The sequence below is a fragment of the Micromonospora sp. WMMA1998 genome (assembly GCF_027497375.1).
Taxonomy (GTDB): Bacteria; Actinomycetota; Actinomycetes; order Mycobacteriales; family Micromonosporaceae; genus Micromonospora; species Micromonospora sediminicola.
The window spans coordinates 4567070-4585085 of sequence record NZ_CP114911.1; the positions used below are offsets into that span (position 1 = coordinate 4567070).

The window sequence follows — 18016 nt, forward strand, 5'->3', positions numbered from 1 at the left end:
GTGACGTGCAGATATGTTCATCCGTCGAAGGGGGGTGGCGCCGAGTGTCCACACCAGCCGCCACGACCGGGCCGCTGCGTCGGGTACCGGTGCAGGGTCGAAGTGTCGCGCGGGTCCAGCGGATGCTGGACGCCTGCGCCGAGCTCGTCGACGAGGTGGGGTACGAGGGGCTGACCACGACCCTGCTCGCCGAGCGTGCCGAGGTGGCGATCGGGTCGGTCTACCAGTTCTTCCCGGACAAGCGGGCGATCGTGCAGGCGTTGACGCTGCGCACCATGGAGTCCTACCTCCAGCGGCTCGACGAGCGGTTCGCCTCGGACGACCTGACCCACTGGTGGGACGGCGTCGACGCGGCGATCGACGAGTACATCTCGATGCACCGCACCGTCCCCGGTTTCCGTACCCTGCACTTCGGCGACGTGGTCGACCTGCACCTGCTGGACGACCAGCGGGATAACAACGGCGTCATCGCGGAGCAGCTCGCCCGCGTGCTCACCGAACGGTTCGGTCTGGCCGGCGTGCCCGACCTGCGGTTCCACCTGGAGGTCGCGGTAGAGGCCGCGGACGCCCTGATCAAGCTGGCGTTCCGCCGGCGCACCGACGGCGACGAGCGGGTGCTGGTCGAGGCGAAGGCGCTCATCCGGGAATACCTGCACCGGCAGGTCGACGCTCCGACGGGGGTCGTCCACCAGGGCTGAGCGGCACGCCGAGCGGCGGGTTCTGCGAGTGCGCCGGGACCCGCCGTCGTCACGTCCCGGTCCGGTCAGAGGAAGGCCCGCCCCTCACCCCGGTAGGTGGGCACGGTCGCGACCACCGCGTCGCCCTCGACCAGGTGCACCTCGTTGACGTGCTCGCACACCTCACCGGCCTTGGCGTGCCGGAACCACACCCGGTCGCCGACCCGCAGGTCGCTCGCGGCGTCCCCGGCCAGCGGCGTCTGGACCTCGCCCGCGCCCTCAGCGCCGAGCAGCGTCAACCCGGCCGGCAACCAGGGCCGGGGCAGTCGGCTGTCCGCCGCCGGGCCGGAGGCGATCCAACCGCCGCCGAGCACGGTGGCCAGCCCCGGTGTCGGCCGGCGGACCACCGCGCAGGCGAAGAACGCCGCCGGGGTCGGCCGCCAGGCACGGTACGCGTCGAACAGCGTCGGCCCGTACAGGCCCGAGCCGGCGGTGACCTCGGTGACGGCCGGGTCGGCGCTGGTGGCGGCCACGCTGCCGGTGCCGCCGCCGTTGACGAACTCCAGGTCGGCGTGCTCGCGGACCGCGGCGACCGCCGCCGACCGGCGGGCCAGCAGTTCCCGGTACGACCCGCGCTGGGCGACCCGGATCGCCGAGCCGAGCACCGCCTTCCCGGGCGGGGCGTCGCCGAGGCCGGCGATCTGTGCCTCGTACGACATCAGGCCGACCAGCCGGAAGCCCGCCCGGCCGGCGACGGCGGCGGCGAGCGTGCCGGCCGCCCGGGCGCTGTGCACCGGGGAGCGGCGCACGCCGACGTGGACCCGACCCCGCAGCGGTCGCCAGGAGGCGTCGAGGTCGAGGCAGATCCGCAGGGCGGGGCGGCGGCCGGGCGGGCAGACCCGGTCGATCAGGTCGAGCTGTCCGGTGTCGTCGACCATCAGCGTCACCGCGTCGGCGAGGGCCGGGTCGGCGGCCAGCTCCGCGAGCGCCGCCCGGTGGGCGGTCGGGTACGCCACCAGCACGTCGTCGCTGACGCCGGTCCGGGCGAGCCAGACCGCCTCGGGCAGGGTGAAGGCCATCACACCGTGCCAACCGGGGCGCGCGAGCGCGCGGGTCAGCAGCTCGCGAACCCGCACGGACTTGCTCGCCACCCGCAGCGGCTTGTCGCCGGCCCGGCCGACCAGCGCGTCCGCGTTGGCGTCGAACGCGGAGAGATCGACCACCGCGTACGGCGGGTCGAGGTGGGCGGTCGCCCGGTCGAGACGATCGCGAAGTTCGGCACGGTCGATGGCCACGTCTGCACGCTAACTGTCTGGACGGCAATGCGAAATACCCTCGCGTCTGTCCGGGCTGCGGGCGGTGGTCCCGGCGGCCTAGGCTCGGCGAGCAGGTGAATGTCGCGGGGGGCGGCGCCCTCTGCGCGACTAGAGTGTTCCACCGGGGATGCCCACATCTGGGCCGGCACGTGGAGGTACGGCCATCGAAAGCCAGAAGAACGGCGAGTCGCCCGGCGTGTCGTCGCCCGGCACACAGGCCGACCGCTCCGGGATCGCGGCCATCCGCTCGGTGCTGCGCATCCGGCCGTTCCGCCGGCTGTGGATCGTGCTCAGCGCGGCCTCCTTCGGCGACTGGCTCGGCCTGCTCGCCACCGCGCTCTTCGCCGCCTCGCAGGTGTCCGGCAGCACCGCCCAGGGCGCGGCCTTCGGCGGCGTGACCGCCATCCGGCTGCTGCCGGCGCTGGTGCTCGGCCCGGTGGCGGGCGTCTTCGCCGACCGGTTCGACCGGCGGTGGACGATGGTCATCTGCGACCTGCTGCGCTTCGTGCTCTTCGCCTCGATCCCGCTCTACGCGCTCACCGGCGCGGCCGGTGGCCTGGTGGTCGGCTGGGCGCTGATCGCCACCTTCCTGATCGAGTCGATCACCCTGATGTGGATCCCGGCCAAGGAGGCGGCGGTCCCCAACCTGATCCCGCGTACCCGGCTGGAGGCGGCCAACCAGCTCACGCTGATCACCACGTACGGGCTGACCCCGGTGGCCGCCGCCGTCGCGCTGGCCGTGCTCGACCGGGGCGTACGCGGGGCGGTCGGTGGTGACCTGCCCGACTGGGCCGAGCCGGCCCAGCTCGCCCTCTGGTTCAACGCCTTCTCCCGGCTGGCCACCGCGCTCGTGGTGGCGTTCGGGATCAAGGAGATCAGCGAGGCTCAGCGCGGCGAGGGGGAGCGCGCCGAGCAGAGCATGTTCCGCCAGTTCGCCGAGGGCTGGAAGTTCATCGGCCAGACGCCGCTGGTGCGGGGCCTGGTGCTCGGCATCTTCGGCGCCTTCGCCGGCGGCGGCATCGTGGTCGGCACGGCCAAGTTCTTCGCCAACTCGCTCGGCGCCGGCGACGCCGCGTTCTCCCTGCTCTTCGGTGCCATCTTCGTCGGTCTGGCGCTCGGCATCGGGCTCGGCCCGATGATCGTGCGGGACATGTCCCGCCGCCGCTGGTTCGGCATGAGCATCGTGCTGGCCAGCGCGTCCGTGCTGGTGCTCGCGTTCGCCATCCACCTGTCCATGGCCATCGTCGGCGCGATCCTGGTCGGCGCCGGCGCCGGCATGGCGTTCCTGGCCGGCACCACGCTGCTCGGCGGCGAGGTCGCCGACGAGGTGCGCGGCCGGGTCTTCGCGGTGGTGCAGATCGGCACCCGGCTGGTGCTGATCCTGGCCATCGCGCTGAGCAGCCTCCTGGTCGGCGTCGGCGGCTCCCGCCAGCTCACCATCGCCGACCTGGGCATCTCCATCTCCTCGACCCGCCTGCTGCTGCTCGCCGCCGGCGCGGCCGGCATCTTCGCGGGGATCAGCGCGTTCGGGCAGATGGACGACAAGAAGGGCGTACCGGTCCTCGCCGACCTCTGGGGCTCGATCCGGGGCCGGCCGCTGATGCCGGCCGAGCCGTTCGTCTCCAGCGGCCTGTTCGTGGTCTTCGAGGGCGGCGAGGGCGCCGGCAAGTCGACCCAGCTCGCCGCGCTCGCCGAGCGGCTGCGCGGCCAGGGCCGCGACGTGGTGGTCACCCGCGAACCGGGCGCCACCGGCGTCGGCGAACGGATCCGCTCACTGGTGCTGGGCACCACCCACGACGACACGCCGTCGCCGCGGGCCGAGGCGCTGCTCTACGCCGCCGACCGCGCCCACCACGTCGCCACCGTGGTCCGTCCGGCGCTGGTTCGCGGCGCGGTGGTGGTCAGCGACCGCTACGTCGACTCGTCCCTGGCCTACCAGGGCGCCGGCCGGACGCTGCCGGTCGACGAGGTCTCCTGGCTCTCCTCCTGGGCCACTGGCGGCCTCAAGCCCGACCTGGTGGTCCTGCTCGACGTCGACCCGCGCACCGGGCTGGGCCGGGTGGAGGCCCGCAACGAGGGCGCCGACCGGCTGGAGGCCGAGTCGCTGGCGTTCCACGAGCGCGTCCGCTACGCCTTCCTCGACCTGGCCGCCGGTGACCCGAAGCGCTACCTGGTGCTGGACGCGTCCCGTCCGGTCGAGGAAATCGCCGACGTGGTCGCCCGGCGGGTGGACGAGTTCCTGGTCGATCCGGCCGCGATCGTGCACCCGCGCCCGGCGCAGGGCCCGGACACCTCGGTCCAGCCCGAGTTATCCGACGCGGAGCTGGTGACGATGGAGCAGACCCGCCGATGACGGATGTCTTCGGCGACCTGGTCGGGCAGGACGAGGCGGTGGCCACGCTGCGGCGGGCCGCCGCCTCGGCCGCCGCGCAGCTACGTGCCGCCGCGCCGGTCGCGGCCCACGCGGGCGCACCGGCCGGCGCCGGGGACTCCGAGGGGCACGACGACCTCGACGCGCTCGCCGAGGAGTTCGACGAGCCCGGCGCGGACGGCCCGGTGGCTTCCCCCGCCGCCGACCCGGGCGCCGGGATGACCCACGCCTGGATCTTCACCGGGCCGCCCGGGTCCGGCCGGTCGGTGGCCGCCCGCGCCTTCGCCGCCGCCCTCCAGTGCGTCCACGGCACCGGGTGCGGCCGCTGCCCGGGCTGCCACACCACGCTGGCCGGCACCCACGCCGACGTCCGGCTGGTGGTGCCCGAAGGGCTCTCCATCGGCGTCGGCGAGATGCGCGCGCTGGTGCTGCGGGCGGCGAGCACGCCGTCCGGCGGCCGGTGGCAGGTCGTGATCATCGAGGACGCCGACCGGCTGACCGAGGCCGCCGGCAACGCGCTGCTCAAGGCGGTCGAGGAGCCGCCGCCGCGTACCGTCTTCCTGCTCTGCGCCCCCTCGACCCACCCGGACGACGTCTCCGTGACCATCCGCTCCCGGTGCCGGGTCGTGCCGCTGCGCCAGCCGCCGGCCGGCGCGGTGGCCGAGGTGCTGGTCCGCCGGGACGGCATCGCGCCGGACGTCGCCGAGTGGGCCGCGGCGGCCGCGCAGGGGCACGTGGGCCGGGCTCGGCGGTTGGCCCGCGACCCGGAGGCGCGGCAGCGGCGGGACGCCGTGCTCGCGGTGCCGCGCCGGCTCACCGGCGTGGGCGCCGCGTTCGACGCGGCCTCGGCGCTGATCGAGGCCGCCGAGGCGGAGGCCGCCGCCTCGGTCGCGGAGGCCGACGAGGCGGAGCGGGCGGCGCTGCAGACCGCGCTCGGCGCGGGCGGCACCGGCCGGGGCGCCGCCGGCGCCATGCGGGGGGCCGCCGGCCAGCTCAAGGATCTGGAGAAGCGGCAGAAGTCGAGGGCCACCCGGGCCCAGCGGGACGCGTTGGACCGGGCGCTCGTCGACCTCGCCGGGTTCTACCGGGATGCGCTCACCATGGCGCTGCGGGCGCCGGTCGCCCCGGTGCACACCGACACGGCGGCGCTGGCCGGGGCCGGTGCGCAGAAGTGGGAGGCCGAGGGCACGCTGCGCCGCCTGGAGGCGGTGCTGGAGTGCCGGGCGGCGATCGAGGCGAACGTCAAGCCGCGGATCGCGGTGGAGGCGATGATGCTGTCCCTCTGGCGGGGCTGACCCCACCCCACCCCGGGCCTGTCCACAGGGCATCGACAGGCGCGATTGACGTGCGGTACGGTCCGGTGATGCCGCGGTGACGAAGGCGGCACGCTCAGTAAGGGCGACGCCGGAGGGCCGGCGCCGCCGACCGGCCGGGAGGAGTCCGCCGATGCCGCGGGGGGAGATCGACGAGGCCTGGATCGAGGAGGCGGTGCGGCGCTACCGCCGCATCGAGACCCTGCAGGCCGAGTTCGACCAGGCGGTGGCCACGGTCGAGGTCACCGTCCGCTCACCCGACGGGCTCGTCGAGGTGGTGGTGACCGCCGGGGGGCGGATTACCGACGTGCGTTTCCTCGGGCCGCTGCACCAGCGCAGCCCGCGCGACGTGGCCGGCTCGGTGCAGGCCGCGGTGACCGCCGCCGCCGACGCGGCGCAGTGGGCCCGGGAGAAGCTGCACAACGAGACCTTCGCGGCCTACCGGCCGCTGGCGGGAGCCTGACATGGAGACGCTGCGCGCGCTCGCCGCCCGCCTCGATGAGGCCGGCGCGACCCTCGCCACGCTGGCCCGCACGGTGACCGCCACCGACCCGCCACACCCCGCGTTCGGCGCCCACGCCGCCGGCCGGCCCGGTGAGGTGGGGCGCGCGCTGCACCGGCAGTGGACCGCTGCCACCGCCGACCGGGCGCGCGAGGCCCAGGCCGCCGCCACCCGGCTGGCCGCCGCCGCGGCCGCCCTGCGCAGTGCCGCCGACCGTTACGCGGCGGCCGACGACGCGGTGGCCCGCCGGCTGGCCCGGGAGGCCTGATGGACGCGCTCGACCGCCTGGCCGAGCCGGGCCTCGACCTGCTCACCCGGGTCGACACGCTGCTCGCCGCCGGCGCGCCCGAGGGGCACCGGCTCTGGCCGTTGCTGCGCCGGATGCAGGTGCTCCCCGGTGCGGCCGTGCGCGAGTTCCTCGACCTGCACCCCGCGCCGCTGACCGGCGCCGGCCACGCCGTGCGCCGGCTCGTCCGGGGCTACGACGACACCTGCGCCCTGCTCACCGACCACGTCGCCTGGTCCGGGTCGGCCGCCGCGGCCTACGACGAGGCCCGTGGCGCCCTGCTGCGGCACCTCGACGAGGGGCCGGAGAGCCTGGTCGGGCGGCTGGAGTCCACCGCGGGCTACGCCGACGCGCTGGCTGGCTGGGTGGAGAGCAGCCGGGCCGCCCTGGCCCGGGTGCTCGCCGAGGCGCTGGGTTCGGCCGAGGCGGTCACCGTGCACGCGGCCGGTCGGCCGGCCGGCGACGCGGGCCGGGTCGGGGCATCGGCGGCGGCGGAGATCGCCACCCGGGTGCTCTCGGTGCTCGGGGTGGCCTACGACGGCGCCGAGACGCTGCTGCGCCAGTGGGGGCCGAGCCTGGCCGAGACGACGTGGCGGGACCGGGCCGCCACCGCGCCGCGCTACGGCGGCACCACCCGGATCGGCTACTGACGGTCCACGGCGTCGCACGCCGATCCGGCCGTGGCCGGGCACCGGCGGCGACGCCGTGGCCTTCCCCTGCACCCCCCGCAGGTATGCCTTCACTCAACGCGGTCGGTCGGCGTTTGTCCCGCGCCCGGCCCAGGATTCAGCCGTCCGGGCGAGGCGTGGGAGACGCTTCGGTCGGGTTGATCGGGATGGATCGCTGCGTCGGGTGACCGGACGGTGGCCGGTCGGCCGTCCGCCGGCGAGCCTCCGCGTAGGGTGGGGCACATGGGCATGCTCTGCGCGGTCAGCTTCAACCGGTACGGGCGCCTCTACTACCTGGACCCGGGCGAACTGCGCCCGCAGGTGGGTGACCGGGTGCTGGTGCCCACCGACGAGGGGCCCGAGGTGGCCGAGTGCGTCTGGGCCGCGCAGTGGGTCACCGAGGACACCGACGGTTTCCCCAGGCTGGCCGGGCTCGCCGGCGACGACGACCTGCGCCGCGACGACCTGCTGCGCCGCCGCAAGGCCGAGGCGAAGGTGGCCGCCAAGCGGCTGATTCGTGAGCACGGCCTGCCGATGAAGGTGGTCGCCGTCGACCACGTCCTCGCCACGCCCGAGAACGGCAGCGACCGCACCACGATCTACTTCACCGCGCCGCACCGGGTGGACTTCCGCTCGCTGGTGCGCGACCTGGGCGCGACGCTGCACTGCCGGGTCGAGCTGCGGCAACTCTCCGCCCGCGACTCCGCGCGGGTGCAGGGCGGCATCGGCTCCTGCGGGCGCGACCTGTGCTGCGCCACCTTCCTCACCGACTTCGAGCCGGTGACGATCCGGATGGCGAAGGACCAGGACCTGCCGCTCAACCCGCTGCGGATCTCCGGAGCGTGCGGGCGGCTGATGTGCTGCCTGAAGTACGAGCACCCGCTCTACCAGCGGTTCCAGGAGTCCGCCCCGGCGGTCGGCAGCCGCGTCTCCACCCCCGAGGGTGAGGGCAAGGTGGTCGGCCACAGCGTCCCGCGGGACGCGGTGACGGTCCGGCTGGACGCCGACGGCTCCCGCTGCCAGTGCAGCCGCGCCTCCGTCTGCGCCCCCCGCCAGGCCCACGACCAGCACTACAACACCCCCTCCTCCTAGGTGTTGACCATGAAGTTGGCGGCGAAGTTGATCGCGTTCCGTGCCGCCAACCTCATGATCAACGCGCTTGGTCAGTGGAGGGTGACGGGGGGTTCGGCCAGGCGGGGGGTCAGCGGGGTCTTCGGGGTCAGCCAGGGGGCGGTGGGGGAGTCGTCGGGGTTGAGCTGCCAGGCGTGGGCCACCCGGTCCAGGGCGATCGGATAGATGGTCAAGGTGCCGTCCGGGTCGATCCGGAACCGGAGGAACGCCTTCGAGTCCTCGATGCCCTGGGCGGCGAACAGCTCGTTCAGGTTGACCCCGAACGCGCCCGCCACCAGCAGGTAGAGCGCCACGACCTGGCTGGCGACCAGCCCACTTGCCGGACCGTAGAGGACGACCGCGGCGACCGCCGGCCACGGCCACGGCCAGTCGTAGAACGGCAGGTGCAGCCAGACCCAGGTGCCACCGGCGGCCAGCGCCACCTGCGCCACCCCGTGTGTCACGCCGAGGATCCAGTGCCGGGCGTGCCGTTTCCCGCCCGCGCTGGGCGGCTTGGCGAAGAACGCCGCACCCAGCAACGTCACCACCAGCATCGCCACCAACGGCACGCTGAACAGCCGCTGCGCGGTGGAGTCGGCCCGCTGCGCGGCCACCCCGGCCATCGCCAGCATGAGCAGCGTGTGCACCGTGCCGAGCAGGGTGGTGAAGCCCGGGTTCCGGAACGGCAACCGGCCGAAGATGCCCCAGCCGTACCGCCGGGAACGGGCTCGGTCCGGGTAGCGGGCGGCCAGGTCGTACTCGCGGGTGCGGCTGGCGCGCCGGGTGAGCGTGTCGCGCGGCGGCACCTCCAACCGCTCCGGCAGGTGGTGGGTGGGGTAGAGGTAGGCGCCGCCGCCACCGCAGGTGATGAGCTGCCGCTCCGGGCCGGCGTAGCGGGCGTAGTGGTGCAGGTCGCCGGAGACCAGCACCCGTACCTGCGCCCCGGTGGGCGCGACGATGGTACGGATGAAGTAGTCGATCGAGTCGTACGCGTTGGGGTGGTCGACGGCCTTGACCCACGTCGGCGCCGGCACCGCCAGGATCACCTTGGACCGCGGGGTGAGCTTGCGGGCGACCTGGTCGAAGTAGGTGAGCTGCGGATCGTCCAGGTACGACCCGGACTGGTCGTCCAGGCCGAGCAGCCACCAGTCCGCCGGCAGTTCGACGGCGAAGTACGAGCGGGACTGGCCGGTGCCCCAGCCGGCGAAGTGCCGGTCCCGGGAGCGCACGAACAGCCGCAGGAACGCGGTGAGACCGTCGTACCAGTCGTGGTTGCCCGGCACCGCGAAGAGCGTCGGCCGCTCCGGCGGGGCGACCGGCAACGCGGCCTGGTAGGGGCCCTTGCACCGGTCCTCGTACGCCTCGTAGCCCGCCGACGGGTAGACCTGGTCGCCGCCCATCACCAGCGTCTGCGCGCGGGGCAGCCGGTGCCCGTCCACCGTCAGCTCCGGCTGAGCCAGCAGGTACGCGATCGAGTAGGTAGCGTCGAAGCCGTCCCCCAGGTCGGCCACGTAGTCGAGCCAGAGCCCGCCGTCCGGCCCGACCTGCCGGAACGTGTCGTCGCCGAAGGCGTTCTGCAGCTCACGCTTGTCCAGGTACGCGCCGAACAGCATGGCGAGCAGCGTCCGCAGGCCGGTGCTGATCAACAGCAGCGGCGCGAGCCAGGGGACCGGTGGGCGCGGGGTGAAGCCCAGCTCCCGGGGGTCCATGCTCAGCGGGCGGCGGGAGGCCCGCTCGCCCGGGTGCGCCGCGGGGGACGGTCGGGGTGGTTCGTGATCCTCGGTCACCCGCCGCAGGGTAGTCCGGTCCGGACGGGAAGTCTCTCCCGTGCTCGGGCAGATGTGCCCGATGTCCGGTTCCGGTGTGGGGGTATCCCGTTCGGCTCCCGGCGGGACGTGCCGTACACTTGACGATCGTTGCCGCCTTAGCTCAGTCGGCTAGAGCGACGCACTCGTAATGCGTAGGTCGACGGTTCGATTCCGTCAGGCGGCTCGGTACCGAAGCCCAGGTCATCGACCTGGGCTTCGTCGTTTCCCACGGTCGACGACCTCGCCGGCGAGTCCAGGGCAGGTGCGCAGAACGGCGCTACTCGCGGCCGACCCAGGTGGCGACGCATGCCTCGTTGCCCTCGGCGTCAGCAAGGACCCACCACTTCGGCGCGTGCGCGTCGGAGACGAGGTGGCCGCCCGCGGCCAGGGCGGCGGCGACGCGGGCCTCGGCCTGTTCGTGCGGGACGGCGACATCGAGGTGCATGCGGTTGCGTTGTGGACGCGCCTCGTCCATCTTCTGCACCCCGATGCCTGGGCCGCGGCGTGCCGGGTCGGCCAGGTAGTCGTCGCCGATCTGGCGGTAACCGAGCAGCGCCCGCCAGAACGGCAGCACCTTCGCGCTGACGAGTGCGTCGAGGGTGACGTTGATGAGCTGCACGGCGGTCGGGTCGGCGGGAATGTCGAGTGCCCTGGCGGCGGCCGAGATCCGGCGGGCCAGCCCGATGTCGCGCCGAGACAGGGACACGGTGACGCCGGCGTGGCGCAGGTCGAGACTGAGGTACTGCTGCTCGGTCTCGCTGGCGAGCTGACCGATCTCATCGACGAGCGCAACGCCGTCGGCCAGCGAACCGGTCCGGAAGTGGGCCGAGACCAGGTGGTAGAGGCACCGCCAGTCCTCGACACCGTCGGCCTCGTGGAACTGCCCGGCGGTGATCTGCTCAGCCATGCCAGCGAAGCTAACAGGGCCGCTGGTTACCGGGCCAGCGATCGTGACCGAGCCCTGAATCGGCTTCCCCGGTCGTGCCGCCACTACCAGATGACGACGCCACCACCGACCGCCCTGGCGCGCGTCACGGCGTGCCGCATGGTGGCCAGATACCGGAGGATCCCATCCGCGTCGTGTCCCGTCGCGGCGGACAGGTGCCCGACGTTCTCCGCCAGGAGCGCGCACTCCTGCTCGAAGGCGTCGAGCCGATCGGGTGGGACCTGGAGATTCCCGCGGTTCTCGACGGTGATGTCCGCCAGTTGCGGCAGGATCGTCGCGCCGAGCCGCCGGGCGGCTGCCGAACCCCACAGCTGATGGCGAAAGCTCTCGGCGCCCACCGCCGTACTGGTTCCCGGCGGATCCGCCACGACGACCCGGCCGGCGTGGGCGTCGTCGTCCGGCACCCACACGGCGATGTCGAGGCTCATTCCGTACTCCCGGCGGATCGGACCACGGCCAGTGTAGGCGGATCCTGCCCTGTTGCCGGCCCGGCCAGCCGCGAGGGCAGCCGGTCGACCGGATCGACGCTGGTCGGCGTGATCTGGGATCGTGGCCGCATGGAGAGCGTGGATCCGGACGGGCCGCCGTCGGCGGACCGGCGCGAGGGTTGGACGGTGTGGCGGCAGGACGACAACGGCAACCGGTATGAGGTCTCCCGGCACGCCAGCCGGGCGGAGGCGGACTCGACGGCGGCGCGGATGGAGGCCCGGGGCCACAAGCAGACCTACTGGGTCAGCCGATCAGGCTGACCATTGCGCCGGCGAGGGCCGGAGCCTGCCCGCGCCCGCCCGATGGGCGATCATGGATGGCGTGCAGGACACGGTCGCCGTAGCGCTGATCACCTCCATGTCCACTCTGGCCGCCGCCGGCATGACCGGGGTGATCGGTGCGTGGGCCGCCCGCCGCCAGGTCACGAGCCATCTCACGGGGGCTAGGGAGGAGCGGGCGGAGCAGCGGGCGACGGAGAGGGCGCAGCGGCGCCGGGACGCGTACGTCGGGTTCCTCGGCGCGTGCGACCAGGCGTACCGCAGTCTCGACCGGAACTGGCGGCAGGAGAGTGGGGCGGGCCACGGGGAGACGTATCAGGCGCTGCGCGGTCTCGACGAGGCGTACAACATCGTGCTGCTCGAAGGGCCGGAGGAGGTCGCCCGGGAGGCGGAGCTGGTCACCGCGAGCATCAACGGCGAGTCCCGTGAGCTGTGGCGACTGATCGGCGAGGCCGCCGCGGAGTCGGACGGCGTTCCGCCGGCTGACGTCCACGGGCCGCAGCGACGTACCGCGATCGAGGAACGGGCGAGGCGCCGGGACTCCTTCGTCGACGCCGCCCGGGCCGCCCTGGAGCAGACCAGATGAAGCTCGGCGGGCGTCAGGCTGTCCGGTTCCGGTACGCCCGGGGCGAGAGCCCGGTTACCCGCTTGAACGCCACGCTCAGCGCGCTCTCCGAGCCGTAACCGACGGCGCGGGCGATGGTGGCCACGGTGTCCTCGGAGCGGCGGAGCCGGTCGGCGGCCAGCTCGATCCGCCATCCGGTGAGGTATTCCAGCGGGCCGCACCCGACCACCTGCTTGAACCGGGCGGCCAGGGTCGAGCGGGACACGGTGGCGGAGCGGGCCACCGCCGCCACGGTCCACGGCCGTTCCGGGTGGGCGTGCATCGCCCGCAGGGCCGGGGCGACCACGGGGTCGGTCAGGCCGGCTAGCCAGCCGGACGGGGTTCCGTGGTCGAGGTGCAGGCGCAGGATCCGGATCAGCATGACCAGCGCGAGGTGTTCGGCGACCAGCCGCCCGCCGGGGCGGCCCTGGCGGAGTTCGGCGTCGATCTCCCCGACCGCCCACCTGACGGTTTCCGCCTCCGGCGTCGTCGCGGGCACGCGGATGACCGGTGGAAGGCTGTCCAGCAGCAGGCCGCGGGAGCGGTCGGTGAAGGAGAATCCGCCGCCGACCAGCAGGACCTCGTCGCCGGAGCCGGCCCGGGCCGGCCCGTCGACCGCCGCCCGGAAGATTGGTCCGGCCGGTTCGGCCGGCAGGTCGGGGTCGCTGGACAGGGTGTAGCCGACGGGCCGGGTCAGCAGGAAGCAGTCGCCCGCGTCGAGCGGCACCGGCTCCGGCGCGGCGTCCACCCGCAGCAGGCAGCGTCCGCGCCGTACGGCGTTGAACTTGACCCCGGTCGGCGGGTCGAAACGCACCGCCCAGCGCCCGCCGGCGGACAGGGCGGCCGAGACGTGGCTCGTCGTGCCGAGCAGCGCCAGCACGTCGTCCAGCGGATCCACGCGGCCTCCTTCCCTGGACGCCCGCTAAAGAGTGGCGGATTTCAGAGTACGGACAGTCCAGCGGGCCCGCCCCTAGCGTGGAGGTCATGACAGAGACCATCCGACTGAGCACCCCGTTCACGGCCCGCACCACGGCGGCCGAGATCCTCGACGGCGTCGACCTGACCGGCCGCCGGATGATCGTCACGGGCGGAGCCTCCGGTATCGGGACCGAGACGGTCCGGGCGCTCGCCGGCGCGGGCGCGGAGGTCACGGTCGCCACCCGTGCTCCGGCCCGGGCGGAGCCACTGGTGGCGGAGTTCGCCGGCCGCGTCCACGCCGCCGCGCTCGACCTGGCGGACCTGACCTCGGTGGACGCGTTCCTCGCCGGCTGGGACGGCCCGCTGCACGCGGTGGTCGCCAACGCGGGCGTGATGGCGATTCCCGCTCGGCAGCTCACCGCCGAGGGGTGGGAACTCCAGTTGGCCACCAACTACCTGGGCCACTTCGCGCTCGTCCGGGGCCTGCACCCGCATCTGCGGGCCGCCGGGTCGGCCCGGGTGGTACTGGTCAGCTCCGGCGCGCACCTGCGGGAGGCGTTCGACTTCGACGACCCGCAGTTCGAGCGGCAGCCGTACGACACCTGGGCCGCGTACGGCCGGTCGAAGACCGCCGAGGTCCTGCTCGCGGTGGGTATCGCCCGCCGGTGGGGCGGCGACGGGATCACCGCAAACGCGTTGAACCCGGGCTTCATCACCACGAACCTCCAGCGCCACATGGACGACGAGACGCTGCGCGCATTCGGGGCGATGGACGAGGCGGGCAACCGCATCGAGCAGCCCTACTACAAGACGACCGCCCAGGGGGCGGCGACGTCCGTGCTGCTCGCCGCGTCGCCGCTGGTCGAGGGCGTCACCGGTCGCTACTTCGACGACAACCAGGAGGCCGACGTGGTCGCGGGCGGTCCGGAGGCGACCGGCGGGGTGGCCGCCCACGCCGTCGACCCGGCCGCCGCCGACCGGCTCTGGGAGTATGCGGAGGCGGTGCTCGCCGGCCGCCGGTGACCGGTCACCGCCACCAGCGCGGTTCCCGGATCGGGTGCAGGGCGAGCCCGAGTTCCTCGGCGAACCACCGACGCAACTGGGTCTCGACGACCAGGTGCTCGCTGGCCGCGTGGGAGACCCCGATCAGGGTCATGGTGGTGGTGGCGGCGAAGGCCCGGACGGCGGCGAACTTGCCGCGCCCGTACTCGCCCTCGATCCGGACGTGCAGTTCGCCGGTGAGGTACGCCTGCGCGCCGAGTCGTTCGGCGAGCGCCATCTGCTCGACGTGGTCGCCGATGCCGCCGACCACCGCCACCCGGGTCACGACGTCCCGGGTGGCGCCCTCCACCTCGACGGTGGTCACGCCGAACAGTTCCCGCGCCCGCCGCACGAGCGCGGCGGAGCTGACCGGTGGGACGTCGGCCACCAGCCCGGCGTGGCCGTCGCCGTACGGCCAGAACCGGTCGACGACGGTGCCGTCCAGCGCCTCCACCACGGCGGCGGCCGTCCCGACCCGCAGCGAGACGTCCATCGGCGCGTGGCAGGAATACAGGGAGAGCCCTCGGTCGGCCACGGCCCGCAGCCGCGCCGGGTCGATCGGCACGAAGCCCTCCGCCCAGGTGTCGTCCTCCGGGGAGCCGTTGCGGACGTCGATCGGGTGGTGGGTGACCAGCAGGTCGCCCGGCTCGGCCACGGCCAGCCAGGCGTCGAGCACCTCGGCCGACGGGAAGCAGGCGCCGTACACGGTTCCGACGTCGGGCCGTCCGCGCCGCATCAACCCGTTGAAACGCTCGGCGAACCTGGGCTCGACGAAGCTCCGCCAGTCGGTGCCGACCTCCTCGTGGACGCGGGGCAGGTGGCGGGACATCGCGGTGTCCGGCGGCGCCGTGTCGAGTTCGAACAGGCTGTCCAGGGCGGTGACGATCCGGTCGAGATCCACGCCCCGGAGTCTCGCCGCCCGCGGCGGGAGCGGCAAGCGTGAATACGCGGAACGAAGCGGGCCCGGCGGAAACGGCCACGCGACCGGTCCGCCGGGCCCACTCCGGCAGGGAGGAAGAGAGGTCTATCGCGGACCGACGGCGCCCCGCGGGGCCGGGATCCGCGCCGTCGCCTCCTCGGGCTCGGTCTCCGGCGGTGGCGGTTCCTCGTCAGTGTCCGCACGGTGCCGCGCCGCCGGATCGGGCAGGTCGGCCTCCTCGGACGGGAGTCTGTCCGGAGCGATCGTGCCGCGCCACCCGCCGGACTCCACCTGCCGGCCCTCGATGTACTCCTTGAACCGCGCCAGGTCGGACTCGGCCTGCCGGTCCACCAGGTGCAACCGCTCGCCGGCCTGCTCGACCAGCCCTTCCGGCTCGTACTCCAGGAGCAGGTGGACCTGGGTGCGTTCGGTGTCGAGCGGCGCGAAGCGGACGGTGCCCGCGTTGGTGGTGCCGTCGGTGGCCGCCCAGGCGACCGTCCGGTCCGGCACCTGCTCGACGATGGTGGCGTCCCACTCGCGTTGCACGCCCGCGATCTCGGCGATCCAGTGCGTCCGCCGGTCGTCCAACTGGCGCACCTCGCGCACGCCACCCATGAACCGGGGAAACTCCTCGAACTGGGTCCACTGGTTGTACGCGGTGGTGACCGGCACGTCGACGTCGATGGACTTCTCGACCTTCCTGGTCATGACCACTCCTTGTCGTCCCGTCGTCTGCACCGGGATCGGTACCCCCGCAGATCCGGCCTAACCGGACGACCGGGAATCACCCGCGCGGAGGGGTCTGCCACGATCGCCACGCCGAGCATGTCGCTGACCCGGGCCTGCTGGTAGCGCTCGCCCCGGGCTCTGCCCGACGTCGGCGTGCCGGTGGTCTTCGCGCCGAAGAAGTGACTCAGACGTAGAGCTTGCGGGCGTAGTCCGGGCCGTAGTGCCGTTCCAGGTCGGCCAGACTCTCGGCCACCGCCTCCACCTCCTTGACCAGCCGGGGCCGGGACGGGAGCACGTCCGGCTGCCAGGTCTCCGGCTGCCACAGCGCGGAGCGGAGGAACGCCTTCGCGCAGTGGTAGAAGATCTGCTCGACCGCCACCTCCACGGCGAGTACCGGCCGGTGGCCCTTGACCTCCATGTCGGCGAACCAGGGCGCGTCGCCGACCAGCCGGGCCCGGCCGTTGATCCGCAGCGTGTCGGTGCGACCGGGGATCAGGAAGATCAGCCCGACGTGCGGGTTGGCCAGGACGTTGCGGTAGCCGTCGGCCCGCCGGTTGCCGGGCCGCTCCGGGATGGCGATGGTGGTGTCGTCGAGCACGAGCGCGAAACCGGGCGGGTCGCCCTTCGGCGAGACGTCGCAGCTGCCGTCCGCGCCGGCGGTGGCGATCAGGCAGAACGGCGAGGCGGCCAGCCACTCCCGGTCGCGTGGGTGCAGCGTACGGCGTTCCTTCGCCACCGCCCGGCCCGTCGGCGCGCCCAGCAGGTCGCGCAGTTCCTCGGGACTGGTGATCTCCCGTGTCGTCACGTCTTCCTCCCCCGTCCGTTGACCTTGACGACGGTTCCGGCCCGCGACGGGCCGGGATCCGTCAGGGTCAGCCTAGGAGAGCGCGTCGAGTGTCGGGTTTGCCCCCGGTGTCGACGGGTAGGGACCGGATCGCAGCGCGTGTCCGGACGCGACGGATGGAGGCCGTGATGGAGAGCCGACTCAAGGTGCTCGGCCATCCCGTGCACCCGATGCTGGTGATGTTCCCGGTCGGCCTCTTCGTGACCGCGGTGATCTTCGACCTGATCGACATCGTGGGCGGGCCGGACTTCCTCGGCGAGGTGGCGTACTGGAACGTCACGGTCGGGCTGATCGGCGGCCTGCTGGCCGCGGCGGCCGGCGCCTTCGACCTGCTGGCCCTGCCCACCGGCACCCGCGCCAAGCGGGTCGGGCTCACCCACGCCGCCGCCAACGTGGCGGTGATCCTGCTCTTCGCCGCGGTCTGGGCGGTCCGGCTCAACGCGGACTCGCGGGCGGCCGGCGGCGCGCTGTTCGCGATCGAGGTGGTCGCGGTGGCGATCCTCGGCATCAGCGCGTGGCTCGGCGGGGAACTGGTCGACCGGCTCGGCGTCGGCGTCGACCCGGAGCACGACCTCAACGCGCCGAGCTCGCTGCGACCCCCCTCGGCCACCCAGCGGATCGGAGACGTGCGATGACGGAGCAGCGGGGCTGGCGGGGACGCCAGCAGGGCTGGGACCCGATGGGCGAGTTGCAGTCGCTGCGCTCCGAGCTGAGCCGCCTGGTCGGCGGCCGGTCCGGCACCCCGGACGTGGAGATGGCCGAGGTCGCCGACGGCTGGGAGGTGGTCGTCCGGCTGCCCGGCGTGGCGCCCGAGGAGGTGGCCGTCGAGCTGGACGACCGCGAGCTGTGCGTACGCGCCCGGTCGGAGGCCGAGGTCAACGCCGACCAGGGCATCCCCGGCGGGTTCACCACCCGGGGCTTCGAATACCGCGTCGACCTGCCGTCCCGGGTGGACCCGGAGCGGATCGACGCGGTGATGGACCACGGCCTGCTGCGGGTGCACCTGCCCCGGGCGGCCCGGCCCGCGCCGCGCACCATCACCGTCGGCCGCACCGGCCCGCGCGCCACCTCCGGCCGTACGCCGAGTCCGGCCGACCCGGCCGCTGACCGGGAGCTGCACCACCCGGACACCACGCTCGACGAAATCGACCGGCCGTAGGGGCTGCGTGACCACCCCGCCCGACGACTCCAGCTCGG

At 73.9% G+C, this 18016-nt stretch carries 19 protein-coding genes, 1 tRNA gene and 1 pseudogene; 13 read left to right on the forward strand and 8 right to left on the reverse strand.

Going from position 1 to position 18016, the window contains the following annotated elements:
• Positions 1-122: 122 nt before the first annotated feature.
• Positions 123-698 (forward strand): TetR family transcriptional regulator, encoded by a 576-nt coding sequence (locus O7600_RS20980; protein WP_091583544.1) that lies wholly within the window; start codon positions 123-125, stop codon positions 696-698.
• A gap of 65 nt (positions 699-763) precedes the next feature.
• Here O7600_RS20980 and O7600_RS20985 read toward each other — a convergent pair whose 3' ends face one another.
• Positions 764-1972, reverse strand: a complete 1209-nt coding sequence (locus O7600_RS20985) for an amino acid deaminase/aldolase (protein ID WP_281589844.1) — start codon at positions 1970-1972, stop codon at positions 764-766.
• A gap of 217 nt (positions 1973-2189) precedes the next feature.
• On the opposite strand from O7600_RS20985, the gene tmk reads away from it, so the two are divergent.
• From tmk to ricT, 6 genes are all read left to right on the forward strand, one after another.
• A complete protein-coding gene (gene tmk / locus O7600_RS20990; protein ID WP_281589846.1) occupies positions 2190-4346 on the forward strand; it encodes a dTMP kinase in 2157 nt (718 codons plus the stop codon).
• A complete protein-coding gene (locus O7600_RS20995; RefSeq protein WP_281589848.1) occupies positions 4343-5659 on the forward strand; it encodes a DNA polymerase III subunit delta' in 1317 nt (438 codons plus the stop codon). Before tmk ends, O7600_RS20995 begins: the two co-directional genes overlap by 4 nt.
• A gap of 151 nt (positions 5660-5810) precedes the next feature.
• Positions 5811-6140, forward strand: a complete 330-nt coding sequence (locus tag O7600_RS21000) for a YbaB/EbfC family nucleoid-associated protein (protein WP_099162865.1) — start codon at positions 5811-5813, stop codon at positions 6138-6140.
• A gap of 1 nt (position 6141) precedes the next feature.
• Positions 6142-6447, forward strand: a complete 306-nt coding sequence (locus O7600_RS21005) for a hypothetical protein (protein ID WP_281589851.1) — start codon at positions 6142-6144, stop codon at positions 6445-6447.
• A complete protein-coding gene (locus O7600_RS21010; protein WP_281589853.1) occupies positions 6447-7115 on the forward strand; it encodes a hypothetical protein in 669 nt (222 codons plus the stop codon). The genes O7600_RS21005 and O7600_RS21010 overlap by 1 nt, the downstream gene beginning before the upstream one ends.
• 261 nt (positions 7116-7376) lie before the next feature.
• A complete protein-coding gene (gene ricT, locus O7600_RS21015) occupies positions 7377-8225 on the forward strand; it encodes a regulatory iron-sulfur-containing complex subunit RicT (RefSeq protein ID WP_281589855.1) in 849 nt (282 codons plus the stop codon).
• Positions 8226-8296: 71 nt separating this feature from the next.
• Here the strand turns inward: ricT and O7600_RS21020 are convergent, their stop codons facing one another.
• Positions 8297-10030, reverse strand: a complete 1734-nt coding sequence (locus O7600_RS21020; RefSeq protein WP_281589857.1) for a metallophosphoesterase — start codon at positions 10028-10030, stop codon at positions 8297-8299.
• Between the two features lie 131 nt (positions 10031-10161).
• Between O7600_RS21020 and O7600_RS21025 the strand changes: the two genes are divergently transcribed.
• Positions 10162-10235: transfer RNA gene (locus O7600_RS21025), tRNA-Thr, on the forward strand.
• Positions 10236-10328: 93 nt separating this feature from the next.
• Here the strand turns inward: O7600_RS21025 and O7600_RS21030 are convergent.
• Complete coding sequence (locus tag O7600_RS21030; protein WP_281589859.1) at positions 10329-10958, reverse strand: VOC family protein; 630 nt, start codon at positions 10956-10958, stop codon at positions 10329-10331.
• Between the two features lie 83 nt (positions 10959-11041).
• Complete coding sequence (locus tag O7600_RS21035; protein ID WP_281589861.1) at positions 11042-11425, reverse strand: hypothetical protein; 384 nt, start codon at positions 11423-11425, stop codon at positions 11042-11044.
• Between the two features lie 129 nt (positions 11426-11554).
• Here O7600_RS21035 and O7600_RS21040 point away from each other — a divergent pair, with 129 nt between their 5' ends.
• Positions 11555-11746 carry a hypothetical protein gene (locus O7600_RS21040; protein ID WP_281589863.1) on the forward strand — a complete coding sequence of 64 codons (192 nt, stop codon included), beginning with the start codon at positions 11555-11557 and terminating at the stop codon, positions 11744-11746.
• Between the two features lie 61 nt (positions 11747-11807).
• Positions 11808-12350 carry a hypothetical protein gene (locus O7600_RS21045; RefSeq protein WP_281589865.1) on the forward strand — a complete coding sequence of 181 codons (543 nt, stop codon included), beginning with the start codon at positions 11808-11810 and terminating at the stop codon, positions 12348-12350.
• Positions 12351-12363: 13 nt separating this feature from the next.
• Here O7600_RS21045 and O7600_RS21050 read toward each other — a convergent pair whose 3' ends face one another.
• Positions 12364-13266, reverse strand: coding sequence for an AraC family transcriptional regulator (locus O7600_RS21050; protein WP_281589867.1), 903 nt, complete (start codon positions 13264-13266; stop codon positions 12364-12366).
• An 86-nt stretch (positions 13267-13352) separates the two neighbouring features.
• Here O7600_RS21050 and O7600_RS21055 point away from each other — a divergent pair, with 86 nt between their 5' ends.
• The gene (locus O7600_RS21055) at positions 13353-14309 is read left to right on the forward strand and encodes an SDR family NAD(P)-dependent oxidoreductase (RefSeq protein WP_281589869.1); all 957 of its coding nucleotides are present in this window, start codon (positions 13353-13355) and stop codon (positions 14307-14309) included.
• 4 nt (positions 14310-14313) lie between these two features.
• On the opposite strand, the gene O7600_RS21060 is transcribed toward O7600_RS21055, so the two are convergent.
• The 3 genes and pseudogenes from O7600_RS21060 to O7600_RS21070 all read right to left on the reverse strand — a co-directional run bounded on the left by O7600_RS21060 (position 14314) and on the right by O7600_RS21070 (position 16780).
• Positions 14314-15228 carry a Nif3-like dinuclear metal center hexameric protein gene (locus O7600_RS21060; protein ID WP_281589871.1) on the reverse strand — a complete coding sequence of 305 codons (915 nt, stop codon included), beginning with the start codon at positions 15226-15228 and terminating at the stop codon, positions 14314-14316.
• A gap of 279 nt (positions 15229-15507) precedes the next feature.
• Positions 15508-15954, reverse strand: a pseudogene (locus O7600_RS21065) (SRPBCC family protein); the annotation flags it as partial.
• Between the two features lie 205 nt (positions 15955-16159).
• Entirely contained in the window at positions 16160-16780 is a 621-nt protein-coding gene (locus O7600_RS21070; RefSeq protein WP_281589873.1) for a pyridoxamine 5'-phosphate oxidase family protein, read from the reverse strand.
• A gap of 167 nt (positions 16781-16947) precedes the next feature.
• Here O7600_RS21070 and O7600_RS21075 point away from each other — a divergent pair, with 167 nt between their 5' ends.
• Positions 16948-17454, forward strand: a complete 507-nt coding sequence (locus O7600_RS21075) for a DUF2231 domain-containing protein (RefSeq protein ID WP_099164804.1) — start codon at positions 16948-16950, stop codon at positions 17452-17454.
• Positions 17451-17978 carry an Hsp20/alpha crystallin family protein gene (locus O7600_RS21080; protein ID WP_281589876.1) on the forward strand — a complete coding sequence of 176 codons (528 nt, stop codon included), beginning with the start codon at positions 17451-17453 and terminating at the stop codon, positions 17976-17978. The genes O7600_RS21075 and O7600_RS21080 overlap by 4 nt, the downstream gene beginning before the upstream one ends.
• Positions 17979-18016 lie beyond the last annotated feature (38 nt).